Raw genomic sequence first — 14,110 nt, 5'->3', positions numbered from 1 at the left:
CAGTGCTGTTCCCCGGAATAACGCTTTTTCACGCGAACCCGGCCTTTAATCGGGAATTATGCCCGATTCTCTTCGCGTCGCAACGGATTTTTGGTTAATGAGAAGTTAACGTCGTTAGTTGCGAGGACCCAAAATATTCGGCACCTGTTAAGCGCATAACCCATTTGATTTCATTCGTTTTTTCTCCGCTCTGCACGGCTGTCAAAGCTTGGCCATGCGAGAGGTTTCAGCTCCGAAAAATTGGAGCGGATTTCGGGATAGCCGGGTGCTTAAGCACCTGGCGGAGGAGTGAACCGCCACACGGGGATCCCCATCTTCCGGGCTTTGTCGGCGAGGTTCTCGACGGTCCCCGATCCCGGGAAGACGATGACCCCGATGGGCAGCGCCTCGAGCATCGCGTCGTTGCGCTTGAAGGGCGCGGCGTTCTTGTGTCGCGTCCACTCCGGTTTGAAGGCGACCTGGGGAACCTTGCGGTTGTCCGCCCAACAGGCGGCGATCCGTTCGGCGCCCTTCGGGCCCGCGCCGTGGAGGAGGACCATGTCCGGGTGCTTCATCCGCACCTTGTCGAGCGTATCCCAGATCCGACGATGATCGTTGCAATCGGCGCCGCCGGCGAATGCGATGCGAGGGCCAGGGGGCAAAAGCACCTGCATCTCGGCGAGTTTCTTGACGTTCAGAAAATCGCGGCTGTCGATCATCGCCGCCGTCAGCGTGCGGTGATTGACCTTTGAGCCGGAGCGGGGACGCCAGACCGAGCCTGTTTCGGCCGCATAGAGTTCCGCGAGATAGTCGCGGAAGAATTCGAAGGCATTGCGACGCTCCACCAGCATCAGCCCTTGCGCGACCAGCCGCCCCAATTCGACCGAGCGGATTTCCGAGGCGTCCTGTTCGGCCTGCGAGCGCCGTTGCGTGGTTTCATTGTCGTCGAGTTCGCGGTCGATGCGATCGGCCTTGCGATGAAAGAGATTAACGAAGGACCGCAGGAGGTCGGGAAGATCGGCCTCAAGTCGGGTGCCGAGAAAGAGGCTCGACAGAGCTTCGACGGCGGACTCAAGAGCGAGGGAGGCGGCGTCCGAAGAGGGCAGGGGACGTGGGTCCGGCTCGTCGTCCAGGGGGCGATAGCCGTGCAACGCGAGTTCATCGAGAAGATGCGAAGAAGGCGATTGGCCTTCATGATCCGGAGCGAGCGGGTCAAAGGGCAGGGAGGCGAATTCATCGTTCATGGCTTGGCTTGGCTCTTTCGCTTGAGGCCGCTCCGATCGCGGCCTGACAGCGATCCCGAGCCACGGGCGGATCGCGCCGCACCCGAAGGGTCGAAGCGAAGCGAAGAACGCTTCCCGATGACTTGTTTGTCGCGCGAGGAATGCCCGAAGCGTGACCGCAGGGCAGGGGAAAGAAGTCGGCGGGGAGCGTTGCGGTAAGCGAGCCGCTTGTGGCGACATCGCTGCTCTCTCGGGCCGGCGCGCGCCCTCTCGAAGAGCCAATGCCGAGGCGTTTGAAAGAGCGCTCCCTCTCAGCGAACCGGCCTCCGGAGAGAATAGGGCAAAGCGTTCGCTCACGGAGAACGGTTGCTTCGCGCGGAACCCGTTGGCGGGCTCAGGCTCGGTCATCCGCGCAGTGGAGCCGTTCCTTCACTGAGAATCGAGATAAGCCCGGTAGCTGAAAACGCGTCCACGCCGACGGCCCGTTATCTCACCGACGATGCCAAGACGCTCAAGATCTGCCAGTGCTGCGTTGACGGTCGGCGCGGTCAACCCCGTGCGCGTGACAAGGTCGTTTGCGGTGGCGAATGGATGGAGCTGGAGCAGGTCGTGAATGCAAGACGCCCCACGCGACCGTTGCCGTCAAGAAATGGATGAATGGTTTCAAACTGGACATGGAGCATGCCGGCTTTGATCAAGGGCGGCAGCCGCGATTGGGTTTCATGGATGAAGCGCTCGAATGCGTCCAGGCAGGCGTCGAGTTCGCTTACGGGCGGCGGAACGAAGAGCGCATTGCCCGGCCGGGTGCCGGCGACGCCAAGATGACGACTGCACTGCTCAACCGTCTCATCAATCACTGCGACATCGTCGAAACCGACAACGAAAGCTGGCGCTTCAAAAACCGCGCCTGAAGTTCCCCGTTCAGGCCGCTGCCATTGTGGGCGTAACTCCGGTCGGGCTACGCCCTCCCTCCGTCACGCCCACAACGGCACAAAACAGACGCCTGAAAAGGGGTCCCTTTTCGGCGCCGATCTGGGGTCCCGGTTCAATGCTGATTGACAGTCGTGTCGCGAAAGGACCCGGTGGGGAGGCCGGAACGCCCCAGCGCCACCAAGTGGCGTTAGGAGCCTCAGGGAAAGTCACAAAATTGCGACTATCCCCGTGCCGCTCCGAACATTAGCTCAACCGTGCCGCGCAACCGCGAAAATATTTTCTCGAGGCACCTCCCATTTGGATCGCCTCAGCCGTCGTCCCTGTAGCGCCGCCAAACGGCGGCGCGTGACCCAACAGAGGACCGAGACATGACCACGATCCAGAAAATTCTTTCCGCCCTGATAGCGGCGGCCCCCTTGGCGCTGGGAGCCGCGTCTCCGGCTTCTGCGGGCAAAACGGAGACGAAGGCGGTTAGGGCTTGCGTTGCTTCGGCGGCGAACCTTCCAGGATTTGTCGCTTGCACCGCGAGCGTCCTGACCGCCGTTGAAGCGACGAAATGCTTCAACAGCGGCTTCAAGGATTGTTTCGGGGAGCACAACGACCTGACCCGGTTCGTTCGCAACAATATCGCCGGGCCTCTAAACGATATCGCGACCGGCCACCTTGGCGGCAGCGACGCGTCTGTCTGGCGTCAGATGGGCCTGCCCGAAATGAAGCTCTTCTGATCTGCAACGTGGCGGCCCCCCGAAATCTTCGGGGGGCCTTGCGCTGCACCGCCGTGAAAACGTCTCAAGACCGCCCCAAGCTCGAAGCGAATTAGTTCGATCTGAGCAGGGCAAGATTATTTAGGAGTCGTCGATGCGTAGCGTTCATCCGATGCTCGCCACCCTTTGCTTACTTGTGCCCCTGCTTGCCGGGTTTCAACCCGCCGACGCTCAGGTGGCTATCGCAATAAGGCCTGTCATCCCCGTTGAGCCCGTCATTGCCCCGATGCCCAGGGTAGGGATAGCGCCTGAGATGCAGCCCTTCTCCAACTTGAGGGAAGTCTTGACGACGCGTTCTCCAATCGGGTTTTTGAACCCGTTTAGGGGAGGGCGCGGCAATCAGGCCGCAGAACTCTCCAACGACAATAAAGCCATCAACCTCGATTGCACGATACAGTTGTTGTACCTAGAGGGTGTTATGCACTTTGTATCATGAATTCTGTGGCGCGCTTGAGCATGAGACAGGCGAAGGCGAGGATGTGAAAGCCTGCAAGGGTTTCCGCATATCGTTCATAATCTTTGACGAGCCGCCTGCATCTGGTCGCCCATGCAAAAGATCGTTCGACCACCCAGCGCTTGGGCAGGAGGACGAAGCCCTTTTTCGCTTCCGAAAGTTTGACGACGCACAGTTCGACGCCCTGCGCTTTCGCAGCGTCGGCTGCCCTGTCCCCCGTGTATCCCTGGTCGACATAGATCAATTCGACGCTCTCGCCGGTCGCCTGCTGCACAGCCTCGGCGAGCTTTCCAACCTCGGCGCGGTCGTCCACATTCGCCGGCGTGACATGAAGCGCCAGCAGATGGCCCAGCGTGTCGACCGCCATATGGAGTTTCGATCCGCGTTTGCGCTTGGCGCCGTCGTAGCCTGCGCGCGGGCCGCTTTCGGGCGTCGAGCGCAAAGTGCGGCTGTCGATGATCGCCGCCGTCGGCTCCTCTTTGCGCCCGGCCGCCAGTCGCAACACCGCACGCAAATCCTGGGCGAGCGCTTCGAACACGCCTGCCGCCATCCAGCGGCGTCCCTGCTGATACACAGCGGACCACGGCGGCAGGTCGTTGGGCATGGCGCGCCAAGCGACGCCGTAGCGAAGCACATAACGCAGGCCGTTGAAAAGCTCGCGCAGCGAATGCTGACGCTGCGGCGCGCTCTCGTCCATCAGCGCCAAATAGGGCGCAACAAGCGACCATTCTTCGTCGCTGACGTCAGACGGATACGGTTTGCGAATCGCAGCCATCCAATTCTATTAATGCAATCAATCGGTAAAGTACATAACACCCTCTAGGCGCAGGCGGTCAACCCTATTTACTCGCGCGGGCAAACGGAATTGAGTTTTGTGGGGATTGACGGCAGCGATGCGCTGTTCAGCTTGCTGCCGATAGCGGCATAAAGGTGCAGTGGTACGGCACGCCTAGACCTAGAGGATGGAACGACCGGTTTTTGGCTTTGCGGTTGGTCAACGCGAACGCCAAACTTGGGGTGGTTTTCAGCCCGTCCGCTTTTCTGCACTATCAGACTCAGAGCCGACATCGAGGAAGGCTGGGTTAGAATGCGGCCTACAGTCTCCTGGCAGGTCTTCGTGACAAAATTCGGTATCTAGCCCAACTGCATTTCAGACCGAAACAGCTCGCCGATCTGAAGTGCTGCGAACCCATCGCTTGTATCAATCGTGGTGGAACCGCCTGCGTCATCCCACGAAACGTCAGCAGTAGGAAGTGGGCTATCCACACCCGGCCTCGCACGAAGCTCGGAGAGCACTTCCTCGTTGATGCCTTGTCGCAAGATGACCTTCTGGATCTCCGATCCATCGATGTTCAATGGTCGTGGTAGAACAATGTGTGCCTCACGACCGCGGAAGCTTGCATCGCGACCCCGCCAGCGTATGCCACCCTCACGAGATAATTCCTCTTGTGCGATGGCCAGTCTTTCTTCGACCATGCGCAAGCGCTCTTCTTCGTACCGGCGACGCGGATCTCGCCGCGACGACGCGAAACGCCCCATGGGCGCGGCTGTGACATCAGCTGTCGCTTCAAACCCCGCGAGTCTGAGTGCCTTTGCGATGCTGCCTCTTTGAACAGCGTCCTCGGCGAGGTAAAGATCTGCGGCCTCGACAACTACAGGGTCCTCGGGTTCTGGATCCACAATCTTCAGGGTAGAGTTGCCGGCTACTCCCTCGAGGCCGATACTCAGTGCGCAGACCAGTCGCTGTCCGGAGTAGTTCCTAGGAAAGACAATGGAATGCTTTTGAGCGATGCCGCCTGTGGGAGGCGGCCCCGCGTTGCCGATCTGGTCCGCTTGATATCCAGACCCGCTCTGCGTTCCCTTACATTCAATCACATGCCAAATCCGCCTGCCATCGCGAGCGACGAAGTCGGGTACTTTGTTTGGCCCTCTCCGTGCCTTTTTTCGGACGGTGGCGCTTGCCTGCGCTGCAAAACGATCAAGAAAATAGCGTCCATCGCAGATTTGCTGGAGATCGAGGGCGTGGGTTAGCCAAGTCATAGGCACGCCCATCCCAAAATCGTCGCTGAGAATAGTTTTTTGATGCGCATCAAGGTTCGCGAAAGCTGTGGTAAGCCGCAGGTCGCTATCCCCTGTGATTGCCGCCAGATAGCGTACGTAAGCCCAGAACTCGCTGAGCGAGACGCCGCTTGCGCTCGACGGCGTAGTCAAAAAACCGATCTTTAGTAGGATCGCTGGCACATTCATGGTCTCGACGCCGACACCCATGAAACTGCGGGGAAATCGCGGTAGTTGTGGCGCCTTGGGCCAGCTACTCCGATCGATCTGGATACGGATGGTTCGGTCCATCACTCTGGTCTGCTCCCCCTTGGAATGCTATTTCGAGCAGAGAGCATACCGACAATCGGAGCCTGCGAAAGTCTAAGCCAATCGTCAGGCCTGAAGTAATGTAGTAGAGACCGCTCGAATGTCCGCTTTTGGTAGCGCCAGCCTCACGCGTCAATGACCGACATGAGGTCGAGAGGTGCATGTCTCCTTTTAGCTAGAAAATCCAAATCGATGTTGAACACCCAAGTAACCTCTGCGTTCAGATGGCAAACTTCTGCTGTCATCTTGACCAGCAGAGGACTGAATGACCGACTGATTGCTGAGCTCCGAATTGTTCTGACTAAGCAACGATACAACTCTGTAGTGATCGAGAACTACTGCGCCTATGCGCGCGGGTTCGTTGAATACCTTGCTCAGCAGAACATTGAGGTCACGGAGGTGACCGAGGCGCAGGTGGCTCAGTACCTGCAACACGCGATTACGATGTTCGGCAAACGCCATGGTCAGACGCCGGCGCGGGATTGGCACTCTATTCCGCGCTCTGGGATCCACGCGTTGCTGCGGCTCGCACAGGGCCTGTGGCCGTCCCCGCCGAAAGCGACCTGCGCTGCCGACGCACTGCGCTTTGCCATCTGCGACGAGTACGAGACTTGGCTGCGCGAGGAACGAGGCCTTGCCGTGGCCAGCATCGACGCATTGATGTGGGAGGGCCGGAACTTTCTGGCATGGCAGCTTGATCGGCACGGCCCCGACAGTCTGATGCCGATGACGGTGGGCGACATCGACTGCTATATGGGCACGCGCAGCCCTCATCAGACGCGCAGGTCCGTGAAGGATGTGGCCGAGCGCCTTCGCTCGATGCTGCGCTATCTCCATCGGACAGGGCGCGTCGCCGGCAATTATCGCCGCACGTCATTGCCCCTGGGCGCATTCTTCGAGGCGCGCTCTCAAAAGTGTGGAAAGGCCTGGAATCCAGGTCGCAAGCGACGGGGAAGTCGCTAACCTCTCGGCCGATAATGTTGTAGAACGAACCATGAATCATGGCTAAGCTGGGCAATATGGCATTCCGCAACACGCACAAGCAGTTATCCTTCCTCGAGCGCCCGGAAGTAGAAGCCGCGATTGCCGGCATGGCTGAATCGGGCGCGGAGTCGCGTGGGGCGGTCTTCACGCGGCGCGAAGTCGTGAATTTCATTCTCGACCTGGCGGGCTACACCGCCGACAAACCGCTGCATAAGGCGCGGCTGCTCGAGCCATCGATGGGGCAGGGCGATTTTCTGACGCCGGTGATCGATCGCCTGCTCGAGGCCTACGGGCGCGAGGTTGGCGACAAGGGCAACATTGTAAAAGACCTGGGCGGGTGCATCCTCGCGGTCGAGCTGCATCACTCGAGCTACGAGCACACACGGGAGCTCGTTCTCGATGCGCTCACGGCAAAGGAGCTGAAACCAGCCCAAGCCCATTCGTTGGCGGATCATTGGCTCAAGCAGGGCGACTTCCTCCTGTTGCCGCTCGAGCGCGAATTCACCCACGTTATCGGCAACCCGCCTTACGTCCGGCAAGAGCTCATCCCCGACGTGCTGATCGCGGAATATCGCCGCCGCTTCGACACCATTTTCGACCGCGCCGACATATACATCCCCTTTATCGAGCACTCGCTTTCACTGCTCGCGCCCGGCGGCCGTCTGGGGTTCATCTGCGCCGATCGCTGGACCAAGAACCGCTATGGCGGCCCGCTGCGCCGCCTGGTCGCGGAGAAATTCCACCTGCAATACTTCGTCGACATGGTCGATACGGACGCCTTTCTGTCGGACGTGATCGCCTATCCGGCCATCGTCGTGATTGGCCGCGAGAAGGAGGGCCCAACGCGGATCGCGGCGCGGCCGCAGATCGACGCGGATACGCTACGCCAGCTCGCCAAAACGATGACGGCCGCCAAGCTCGGCAAGGGCGCCGAAGTCAGCGAAGTGACGCACGCAGCCGTGGGCGATGAGCCCTGGATGCTCGGCGCGCCCGAAGAATTGAATCTCGTGCGCCGCCTCGAGGCGGAATTCCCCCTGGTCGAAGATGCTGGCTGCAAGGTCAGGATCGGCGTCGCCACGGGTGCGGATCAGGTCTTCATCCGGCCGTTTGACGAGCTCGATGTCGAGCCCGATCGCAAGCTGCCGCTCGCCACGACGCGCGACATTCTGACGGGCACGGTCGAATGGCGTGGGCTTGGGATTATCAATCCCTTCGGGCGCGACGGGAAGCTCGTCGCGCTCAAGGATTATCCGAAGCTGAAGGCCTATCTCGAGTGCTATGGCGCGACGATCAAAGCGCGGCATTGCGCCAAGAAGAATCCCGACAACTGGTATCGGACCATTGACCGGATTTACCCGGAGCTGACCAAGGTCCCCAAGCTGCTGATCCCCGATATCAAAGGGGAAGCCCATATCGTTTATGAGCCGGGCGAGCTCTATCCGCACCACAATCTCTATTACGTCACCTCGAGCGAGTGGAACCTGCACGCGTTGCAGGCGGTGCTCCTGTCGGGCGTAACGCGGATTTTCATTTCTTCTTATTCGACCAAAATGCGCGGCGGCTATTTGCGTTTCCAGGCGCAATATCTGCGGCGCTTGCGCTTGCCGCGCTGGTCGGGCGTTTCAGCCCCATTGCGAGCCAAACTCATCAAGGCCGGAAAATCCCGCGATCTCGATACATGCAACGCAGCGGCGGCGGAGCTCTACGGGCTGAACGCCGAAGAACGCCATGCCATTGGGGTAACTGCGGGGGTAGCGGATGCCGCTTGATTTAGCTGACTACGAAAACAAAGCCCGGGAAGCGGTGAAAGCCTTTTGGGGCAACCGCGCCGCGGCCGCCGCCAAGCAAAAGGAACTCGGCCGGGAAGACCAGGGCGAACGCGCGAGCGTGACCGGCGGCAAAAATATGGACGGATTCATCGCCCTTATTCAGGACGTGATCCGGGCCAACGGGCTGACCGACGCGCACATGATGATGGGTCGCCGTGTCCTGACATTGCCGGGGTTCTTCCGGCCGACGAAACTCTGGGACTTACTCATTGTCAACGATGGCCGCCTGGTCGCGGCGCTCGAGCTCAAATCGCAGGTCGGTTCCTTCGGCAAGAATTTCAACAATCGGACGGAAGAAGCGATCGGCACAGCTGTCGATCTTTGGACGGCCTATCGGGAAGGGGCTTTCGGCCCGGAAGCGCCGCGCCCTTTTGTCGCCTGGCTGATGCCGGTTGAAGACGCGCCGGAATCACGGTCGCCGGTGAATGATACTTCGCCCCATTTCCCGGTTTTTCCTGATTTCCGAGGGGCGTCTTACATCGAGCGCTATAACATCCTGTGCCGCAAACTTGTGCAGGAGCGGCTTTACACGACGGCGACCATCATGGCCTCGCCGCGTACGGCGGCAGAAACGGGCGACTATGTTGACTTGTCGGAGCTGACGGGCCTCAAGACCTTCGTGACCAGCTTCGCCGGTCATATCGCCGCGGAGGCTGCGCGTGCCCCCCCAGGCGCGCCTGATCGTTTGCTTTAAAACGCGCAGAGCTCATCGTTATTTTCGAGAATGGAGTTGGGCAATGACGGTCGAACAATTTTCGTTGCTTAGAAACATTGGTCAGTTCGATTCCGTCAACGCAGGTGCCCGAATTCCGCTTGCCAAGCTCTCTCTGGTCTATGGAGAGAATGGGCGCGGGAAAACGACGATCGCAGCCATTTTGCGCTCCCTTAGCGCCAACGATCCAGAGCTGATAACCGAACGCAAGCGTCTGGGCGCGCAGCACCCACCCCACATCGTGCTTAATGTCGGAGGTGCAACTGTCCTTTTCCAAAATGGCTCGTGGTCAGCTCCGCATGCCGATATAGCGGTTTTCGACGATGCCTTCGTTGCCGCCAACGTTTGCTCCGGGATCGAAATCGAGACTGCGCACCGACAAAATCTGCACGAATTAATCCTCGGCGCTCAAGGCGTAAGCCTCAACTCTACTGTGCAATCCCATATTGCCCAGATCGAACAGCATAACCAGGCTTTGCGCACCAAAGAAAACGCAATTCCCGCCTCTGCACGGGGTGCCTTCTCCGTCGATAAGTTTTGTGCCCTAGCCGCCGATCCCGATGTCGACGCAAAGATTGGGGAAGCGGAACGCAACCTTTCGGCGGCGAAATCAGCCGACGCGATCAGGCAGCGAGCCGCTTTTGCGCCTGTGGTCCTGCCGAGGTTCGACGTCGATCCAATCAACCGGCTCCTGGCGCGGACTCTGCCCGATCTCGAAGCCGAGGCGGCGGCTCGTATGCGCGAGCATTTCGCGAAACTCGGTAAGGGTGGCGAAGCGTGGGTCGGGGAGGGTTTGCACCGCATCGCGGCCGGGTCAGAAGGACACGACTACGAAGTCTGTCCGTTTTGCGCACAGGATTTAGGGGGCTCGCCCCTCATTGCGCATTACCGCGCTTATTTCAGCGAAGCATACGAGTTCCTGAAAACCGCGATAAAAGACACCGGGCAGGCAATCAACACCTCGCACGGGGGCGAGGTCAGAGCTGCATTTGAACGCGCTATCAGGGTGGCCTCGGAAAACCGTGAGTTTTGGCGCGCGTTTACGAGTATCCCGGAGGTGGAAATAGACACGGCTGCCGTCGAACGTGCTTGGATAGCGGCGCGCGAGGCGGTGCTGCCAGTTTTGCGAGCGAAGGCCACGGCTCCGCTCGAACCGAAGACGCTACCTCCAGAGAGCCTAGAAGCGATCGAAGTTTATCACGGCTATTGCAATGCAGTTGAGGAGATCTCAACAGCGCTGCAAGGCTGCAACGCAGCCATTGCACTCGTGAAAGAACAGGTTGCGGCAGCAAACATTGCCGCCCTGGAGAGCGATATTTCCAGGTTGAGGGCAATCAAGGCGCGTCATGAACCCACGATCGTCACGCTTTGCGACGCTTATCTTCAAGAGAAGGCTACAAAAGGGAGAACTGAGCAACAGCGAGATCAAGCGCGCGCCGCCCTTGATCATTACCGGCGTAGTATCTTCCCGGCCTACGAGACAGCGATTAATTCCTATCTCCAGCGGTTCAATGCCGGATTCCGGTTGCAAAGCGTCTCGTCGGTAAACACCAGAGGCGGGTCATCTGCCTCTTATAGCGTCGTGATCAACAACGTGCCCGTCAGCCTGACCGCCGACGAAGGCCCGTCGTTCCGAAATACGCTGAGCGCTGGCGATCGCAATACGCTGGCCCTCGCCTTCTTCTTCGCATCGTTAGACCAAGACCCCAATCTCGCGCGAAAAATCATCGTTATCGACGATCCGATGACGAGCCTGGACGAGCATCGCTCGCTGACAACCGTGCAAGAAATGCGGCGTCTGTATAGCCGAGTGCGTCAAATAATCGTGCTCTCCCATTCAAAGCCGTTTCTTTGTGCGATTTGGGAAGGCGCTGATACCTCCACACGGACGGCCGTAAGGATCGCGCGCGACGGGGCGGGTTCGACACTCGCGGTCTGGGATGTTCGCCAAGATTGTATCACCGAACATGACCGCCGGCATGAGCTTGTCGCGGAATACCTGCGAAGCCATGACCCGGCGAAGGAGCGGATAGTCGCGGGGACCCTACGGCCAATCCTCGAGACGTTTGTCCGCATCGCATACCCCAGCCATTTCCCTCCTGGGGCGCTGTTGGGCGCTTTTCACAACGTCTGCCAGCAAAGAGTTGGAACCGCCGCGGAAATCTTATCGGCGAACGATACGAATGAGCTGCGGGCGCTGCTCGATTACGCGAACAGATTCCACCACGACACGAACGCAGCATGGGAAACCGCAGCGATTAACGACACGGAACTCACTCATTTCTGCGAACGCACGATAGATTTCACAAGGCGTCCTTAGCTAGATCAGAATCTTCCCGACCAGGCCGAGCCTAGGGTGTGTGCCCGCTGGAAGAACGAATTTGGAGAACATCCGTATGGGACGGGAAGAGCAATTATTGTCGGCTAGCATTGCCGAAACCCTTGGCCGCGCGCGCGAAGCTGAAACAAAGTTAGGGGATCTTATCGAGTCTTCGGGGGGCAACGAAAAACTGCTCGAAAACGACGAAATGTATGAGGCAGAGGAGACGCTGCGTTTCTATCTCCAAAGGCTGTATCGCGAAGTCAGTATCTTAGCCGAGCGGCTCAAGCTTCCCCTGTTCACAGCAGAGATCGCCGCGGAATTTAGGTCCTATGAGCCGAATGGCTTGATCAACATGGTGCATGAGCCGTGGGATGTGGGATTGATCAGCCCCGCTCTTGCAAAAGTTGGCGGCCTTTACCAATCGCTTGCGACAATGACCGACCGAAGGGCTGTCACCGGCATTGATGTGTTCAGAACGATTTTGCAGAACACAGGTGCGATCATCCAAGCAAAGGGTTTGGAGCCGCGTAAAGAGTCTGACGTTCAGCAAGCAATCTTCGAAGTCGTGAAGTTTGCGTTCCATGATGCCATTCGAGAAATACCCGTTGGCCAGCTGTTGAAGACATACAAGCCGGATATCGGCGTAAGGTCACTGATGGCCGCAGCTGAATACAAATTTGCCGACTCTGAAAAGGACGTTAAGAAAGCCCTCGATGAACTCTATGCGGACATGAAGGGATACAGCGGTCATTACGACTGGCGGACCTTTTTTGCAGTCATTTACACGACCGATGCTCTGCTTCATCAAGAACGACTTGAAGAAGAGTTTCGGGGTGTAAAGGCCAATATGAATTGGGTCCCGATCATAGTGACAGGGAAGGGCAGACGGGTGAAAAGAGACCCGTAGCCGAGCCCGTCTTTACCGTCGAAGAAACTGAAGGATGCTTAGGCCGGAGTCCTCTGTGCCCGCAGACGCGGCCATCTCGTCAAATCACTACCCTCTCAACCTCGTCGAGGCTCATCTCGTCGTGCCGGCGGTCATAGAGCTGTGTCGTGCGTGTCGAGGCATGGTTCGCCATGCTGGCGGCCTTCTCGAGCGTCCCGCCGTTCTTGAGATAGGCGGTGATGCCCGTGGCGCGGAAGCTGTTCGCCCGCGCCCCGCCCAATCGTGCAGAACAGCAGCCCCTTTGGATCATTCGCGAGCCCGCAGCCGTCGATATAGGCGTGCAGGTAAGCCTCTAAATTATGGTGGCAGGGCATTTCATGGCGCTTGCCGCCCTTCTCGTGAAGCCGCACCCAGAGGCGGCGATGCTGCACGTAAACGTCTTCGACTTTCATGGCGAGCGCTGCGCCGACGCGCGCGAAGGAATAGACCATGAGCCCGATCAGCGCGCGGTCGCGCAAGCCAATGGGCGTCGTCGCGTCGATGCTGTCGAGCAGCGTCCGCGCCTCAGAAGGGTCGAGCACCGGCGTCTTGCCGACTTTGACGACATGCTTCGGCCCGCGCACGCTGGCGGCCGGATTGGTGGGGACGATCTGCCCGGTCACCAGCCAGTCGAACAGCATGCGGATGGCGGCGAGGCGTTGCTTCGCCGTCGGCGCGCTGTGGCTGCGGGTTAGCATTTCGACATAAGCGCCGACATGCAGCGGCTTGATGTCGATGAGCGAAGCGAGTCCACGCTGCTCGCACCAGGCGAGGAATTCGCCGATCGCACGCCCATAGGTGCGCCGTGTGTGCGCGTTGCGGATGTTATTGACGAAGAATTCCCAAAAGCGAGTCTGGACGCGATCGTCCGCCGACACGACAAGCGGCGGCAGGGATACCGGAATAATGAGAGCGCTAGAGGTCGACACCGGTGCGCTCCGCAATTTGCTTTTTGAGAAAGCCCTTGGCGAGGTCTTTCAAGAGATCAAAAGTGAACCCTCCTGCGGCGAGCGCGCCCTTCTTCGTCTTCCCCCACACCTCTGGATCACGGACGGAATCAAGGAAATCGCGCCCCTCCCAAGCTATCTGGCGGAAGATCAAAGCCCCGTCTGCCGCAAATGGTTGATTGCCTGTTTCAATGAAACCCGCGCTTACCAACATCCGAAGGTGATGTCCAATCTCCTCACCATCGAAGCCGTTGACCGCTAATCGCGCGTCGTAAGGAGAAATGACAGCGGTCACTCCCGGCGGAACATTTGCGCCTTCCAGCTTTAGGAGCAGCTCTCGAATAAGATCCATATCGCGTTTCATCAAAGACTCTCCGGGGCAGGAAAATCTTCGTAACCCGCATACATCGCGTAGCCAACATAGTTTGCGTACTTGGCGTAAGCAGCCCTTTTTGCGCGAGGCGTAAAATTATAGCCACGCAGACTCGTAACTCCTTTGCGCCGGATGAGCCTGTTTTCGTTCATTAGCTCTCCAAGGTATCGACCGCGCGGATCAAATATTTTGTCGCCGTTGAAGCGACCCACATGCCTGCCGTCATGGGTCAACAAATCGTCGCCATCGCGATAACCGAAGCACTTTCCTCCCCAAGTCCAAAGCCAGTCCATGATC

Annotated in this window: 11 protein-coding genes and 3 pseudogenes; 7 read left to right on the top strand and 7 right to left on the bottom strand. The window is 58.9% G+C overall.

Annotated elements, in window-relative coordinates; translation table 11 throughout:
* Positions 1 to 269: 269 nt before the first annotated feature.
* On the bottom strand, positions 270 to 1,223 hold the full coding sequence (locus MMG94_RS22005) for a DUF2493 domain-containing protein (protein WP_016920731.1): 954 nt from the start codon (positions 1,221 to 1,223) through the stop codon (positions 270 to 272).
* A gap of 383 nt (positions 1,224 to 1,606) precedes the next feature.
* Positions 1,607 to 2,017, bottom strand: a pseudogene (locus MMG94_RS22000) (Fic family protein); the annotation flags it as partial.
* On the opposite strand from MMG94_RS22000, the pseudogene MMG94_RS21995 reads away from it, so the two are divergent.
* Positions 2,009 to 2,113 (top strand): annotated as a pseudogene (locus MMG94_RS21995) (ATP-binding protein); the annotation flags it as partial. The pseudogenes MMG94_RS22000 and MMG94_RS21995 sit on opposite strands and share 9 nt — an antisense overlap.
* Before the next feature lie 390 nt (positions 2,114 to 2,503).
* The gene (locus MMG94_RS21990; protein ID WP_016920733.1) at positions 2,504 to 2,860 is read left to right on the top strand and encodes a hypothetical protein; all 357 of its coding nucleotides are present in this window, start codon (positions 2,504 to 2,506) and stop codon (positions 2,858 to 2,860) included.
* A 455-nt stretch (positions 2,861 to 3,315) separates the two neighbouring features.
* Here MMG94_RS21990 and MMG94_RS21985 read toward each other — a convergent pair whose 3' ends face one another.
* Both MMG94_RS21985 and MMG94_RS21980 read right to left on the bottom strand, forming a co-directional pair.
* Positions 3,316 to 4,128, bottom strand: a complete 813-nt coding sequence (locus MMG94_RS21985; RefSeq protein WP_154420434.1) for an IS5 family transposase — start codon at positions 4,126 to 4,128, stop codon at positions 3,316 to 3,318.
* A 359-nt stretch (positions 4,129 to 4,487) separates the two neighbouring features.
* A complete protein-coding gene (locus MMG94_RS21980; RefSeq protein ID WP_051001157.1) occupies positions 4,488 to 5,702 on the bottom strand; it encodes a hypothetical protein in 1,215 nt (404 codons plus the stop codon).
* A 342-nt stretch (positions 5,703 to 6,044) separates the two neighbouring features.
* Between MMG94_RS21980 and MMG94_RS21975 the strand changes: the two genes are divergently transcribed.
* The 5 genes from MMG94_RS21975 to MMG94_RS21955 all read left to right on the top strand — a co-directional run bounded on the left by MMG94_RS21975 (position 6,045) and on the right by MMG94_RS21955 (position 12,475).
* Positions 6,045 to 6,683 (top strand): site-specific integrase, encoded by a 639-nt coding sequence (locus MMG94_RS21975; protein WP_244415465.1) that lies wholly within the window; start codon positions 6,045 to 6,047, stop codon positions 6,681 to 6,683.
* 38 nt (positions 6,684 to 6,721) lie between these two features.
* Positions 6,722 to 8,473 carry an Eco57I restriction-modification methylase domain-containing protein gene (locus tag MMG94_RS21970; protein WP_016921276.1) on the top strand — a complete coding sequence of 584 codons (1,752 nt, stop codon included), beginning with the start codon at positions 6,722 to 6,724 and terminating at the stop codon, positions 8,471 to 8,473.
* The gene (locus MMG94_RS21965; RefSeq protein WP_016921275.1) at positions 8,463 to 9,227 is read left to right on the top strand and encodes a PaeR7I family type II restriction endonuclease; all 765 of its coding nucleotides are present in this window, start codon (positions 8,463 to 8,465) and stop codon (positions 9,225 to 9,227) included. Before MMG94_RS21970 ends, MMG94_RS21965 begins: the two co-directional genes overlap by 11 nt.
* Before the next feature lie 43 nt (positions 9,228 to 9,270).
* Complete coding sequence (locus MMG94_RS21960) at positions 9,271 to 11,565, top strand: AAA family ATPase (RefSeq protein ID WP_016921274.1); 2,295 nt, start codon at positions 9,271 to 9,273, stop codon at positions 11,563 to 11,565.
* Between the two features lie 76 nt (positions 11,566 to 11,641).
* Positions 11,642 to 12,475 carry a PD-(D/E)XK nuclease domain-containing protein gene (locus tag MMG94_RS21955; protein ID WP_154420436.1) on the top strand — a complete coding sequence of 278 codons (834 nt, stop codon included), beginning with the start codon at positions 11,642 to 11,644 and terminating at the stop codon, positions 12,473 to 12,475.
* A 79-nt stretch (positions 12,476 to 12,554) separates the two neighbouring features.
* Here MMG94_RS21955 and MMG94_RS21950 read toward each other — a convergent pair.
* The 3 genes and pseudogenes from MMG94_RS21950 to MMG94_RS21940 all read right to left on the bottom strand — a co-directional run bounded on the left by MMG94_RS21950 (position 12,555) and on the right by MMG94_RS21940 (position 14,106).
* Positions 12,555 to 13,422 (bottom strand): annotated as a pseudogene (locus tag MMG94_RS21950) (tyrosine-type recombinase/integrase).
* Complete coding sequence (locus tag MMG94_RS21945; protein ID WP_026016455.1) at positions 13,409 to 13,804, bottom strand: DUF2513 domain-containing protein; 396 nt, start codon at positions 13,802 to 13,804, stop codon at positions 13,409 to 13,411. Before MMG94_RS21945 ends, MMG94_RS21950 begins: the two are co-directional and overlap by 14 nt.
* A complete protein-coding gene (locus MMG94_RS21940) occupies positions 13,804 to 14,106 on the bottom strand; it encodes a 4-fold beta flower protein (protein ID WP_081495708.1) in 303 nt (100 codons plus the stop codon). The genes MMG94_RS21945 and MMG94_RS21940 overlap by 1 nt, the downstream gene beginning before the upstream one ends.
* Positions 14,107 to 14,110 lie beyond the last annotated feature (4 nt).

Source organism: Methylocystis parvus OBBP, from assembly GCF_027571405.1.
GTDB classification, from domain to species: domain Bacteria; phylum Pseudomonadota; class Alphaproteobacteria; order Rhizobiales; family Beijerinckiaceae; genus Methylocystis; species Methylocystis parva.
This window is presented reverse-complemented; position numbering and strand designations above follow the sequence as displayed.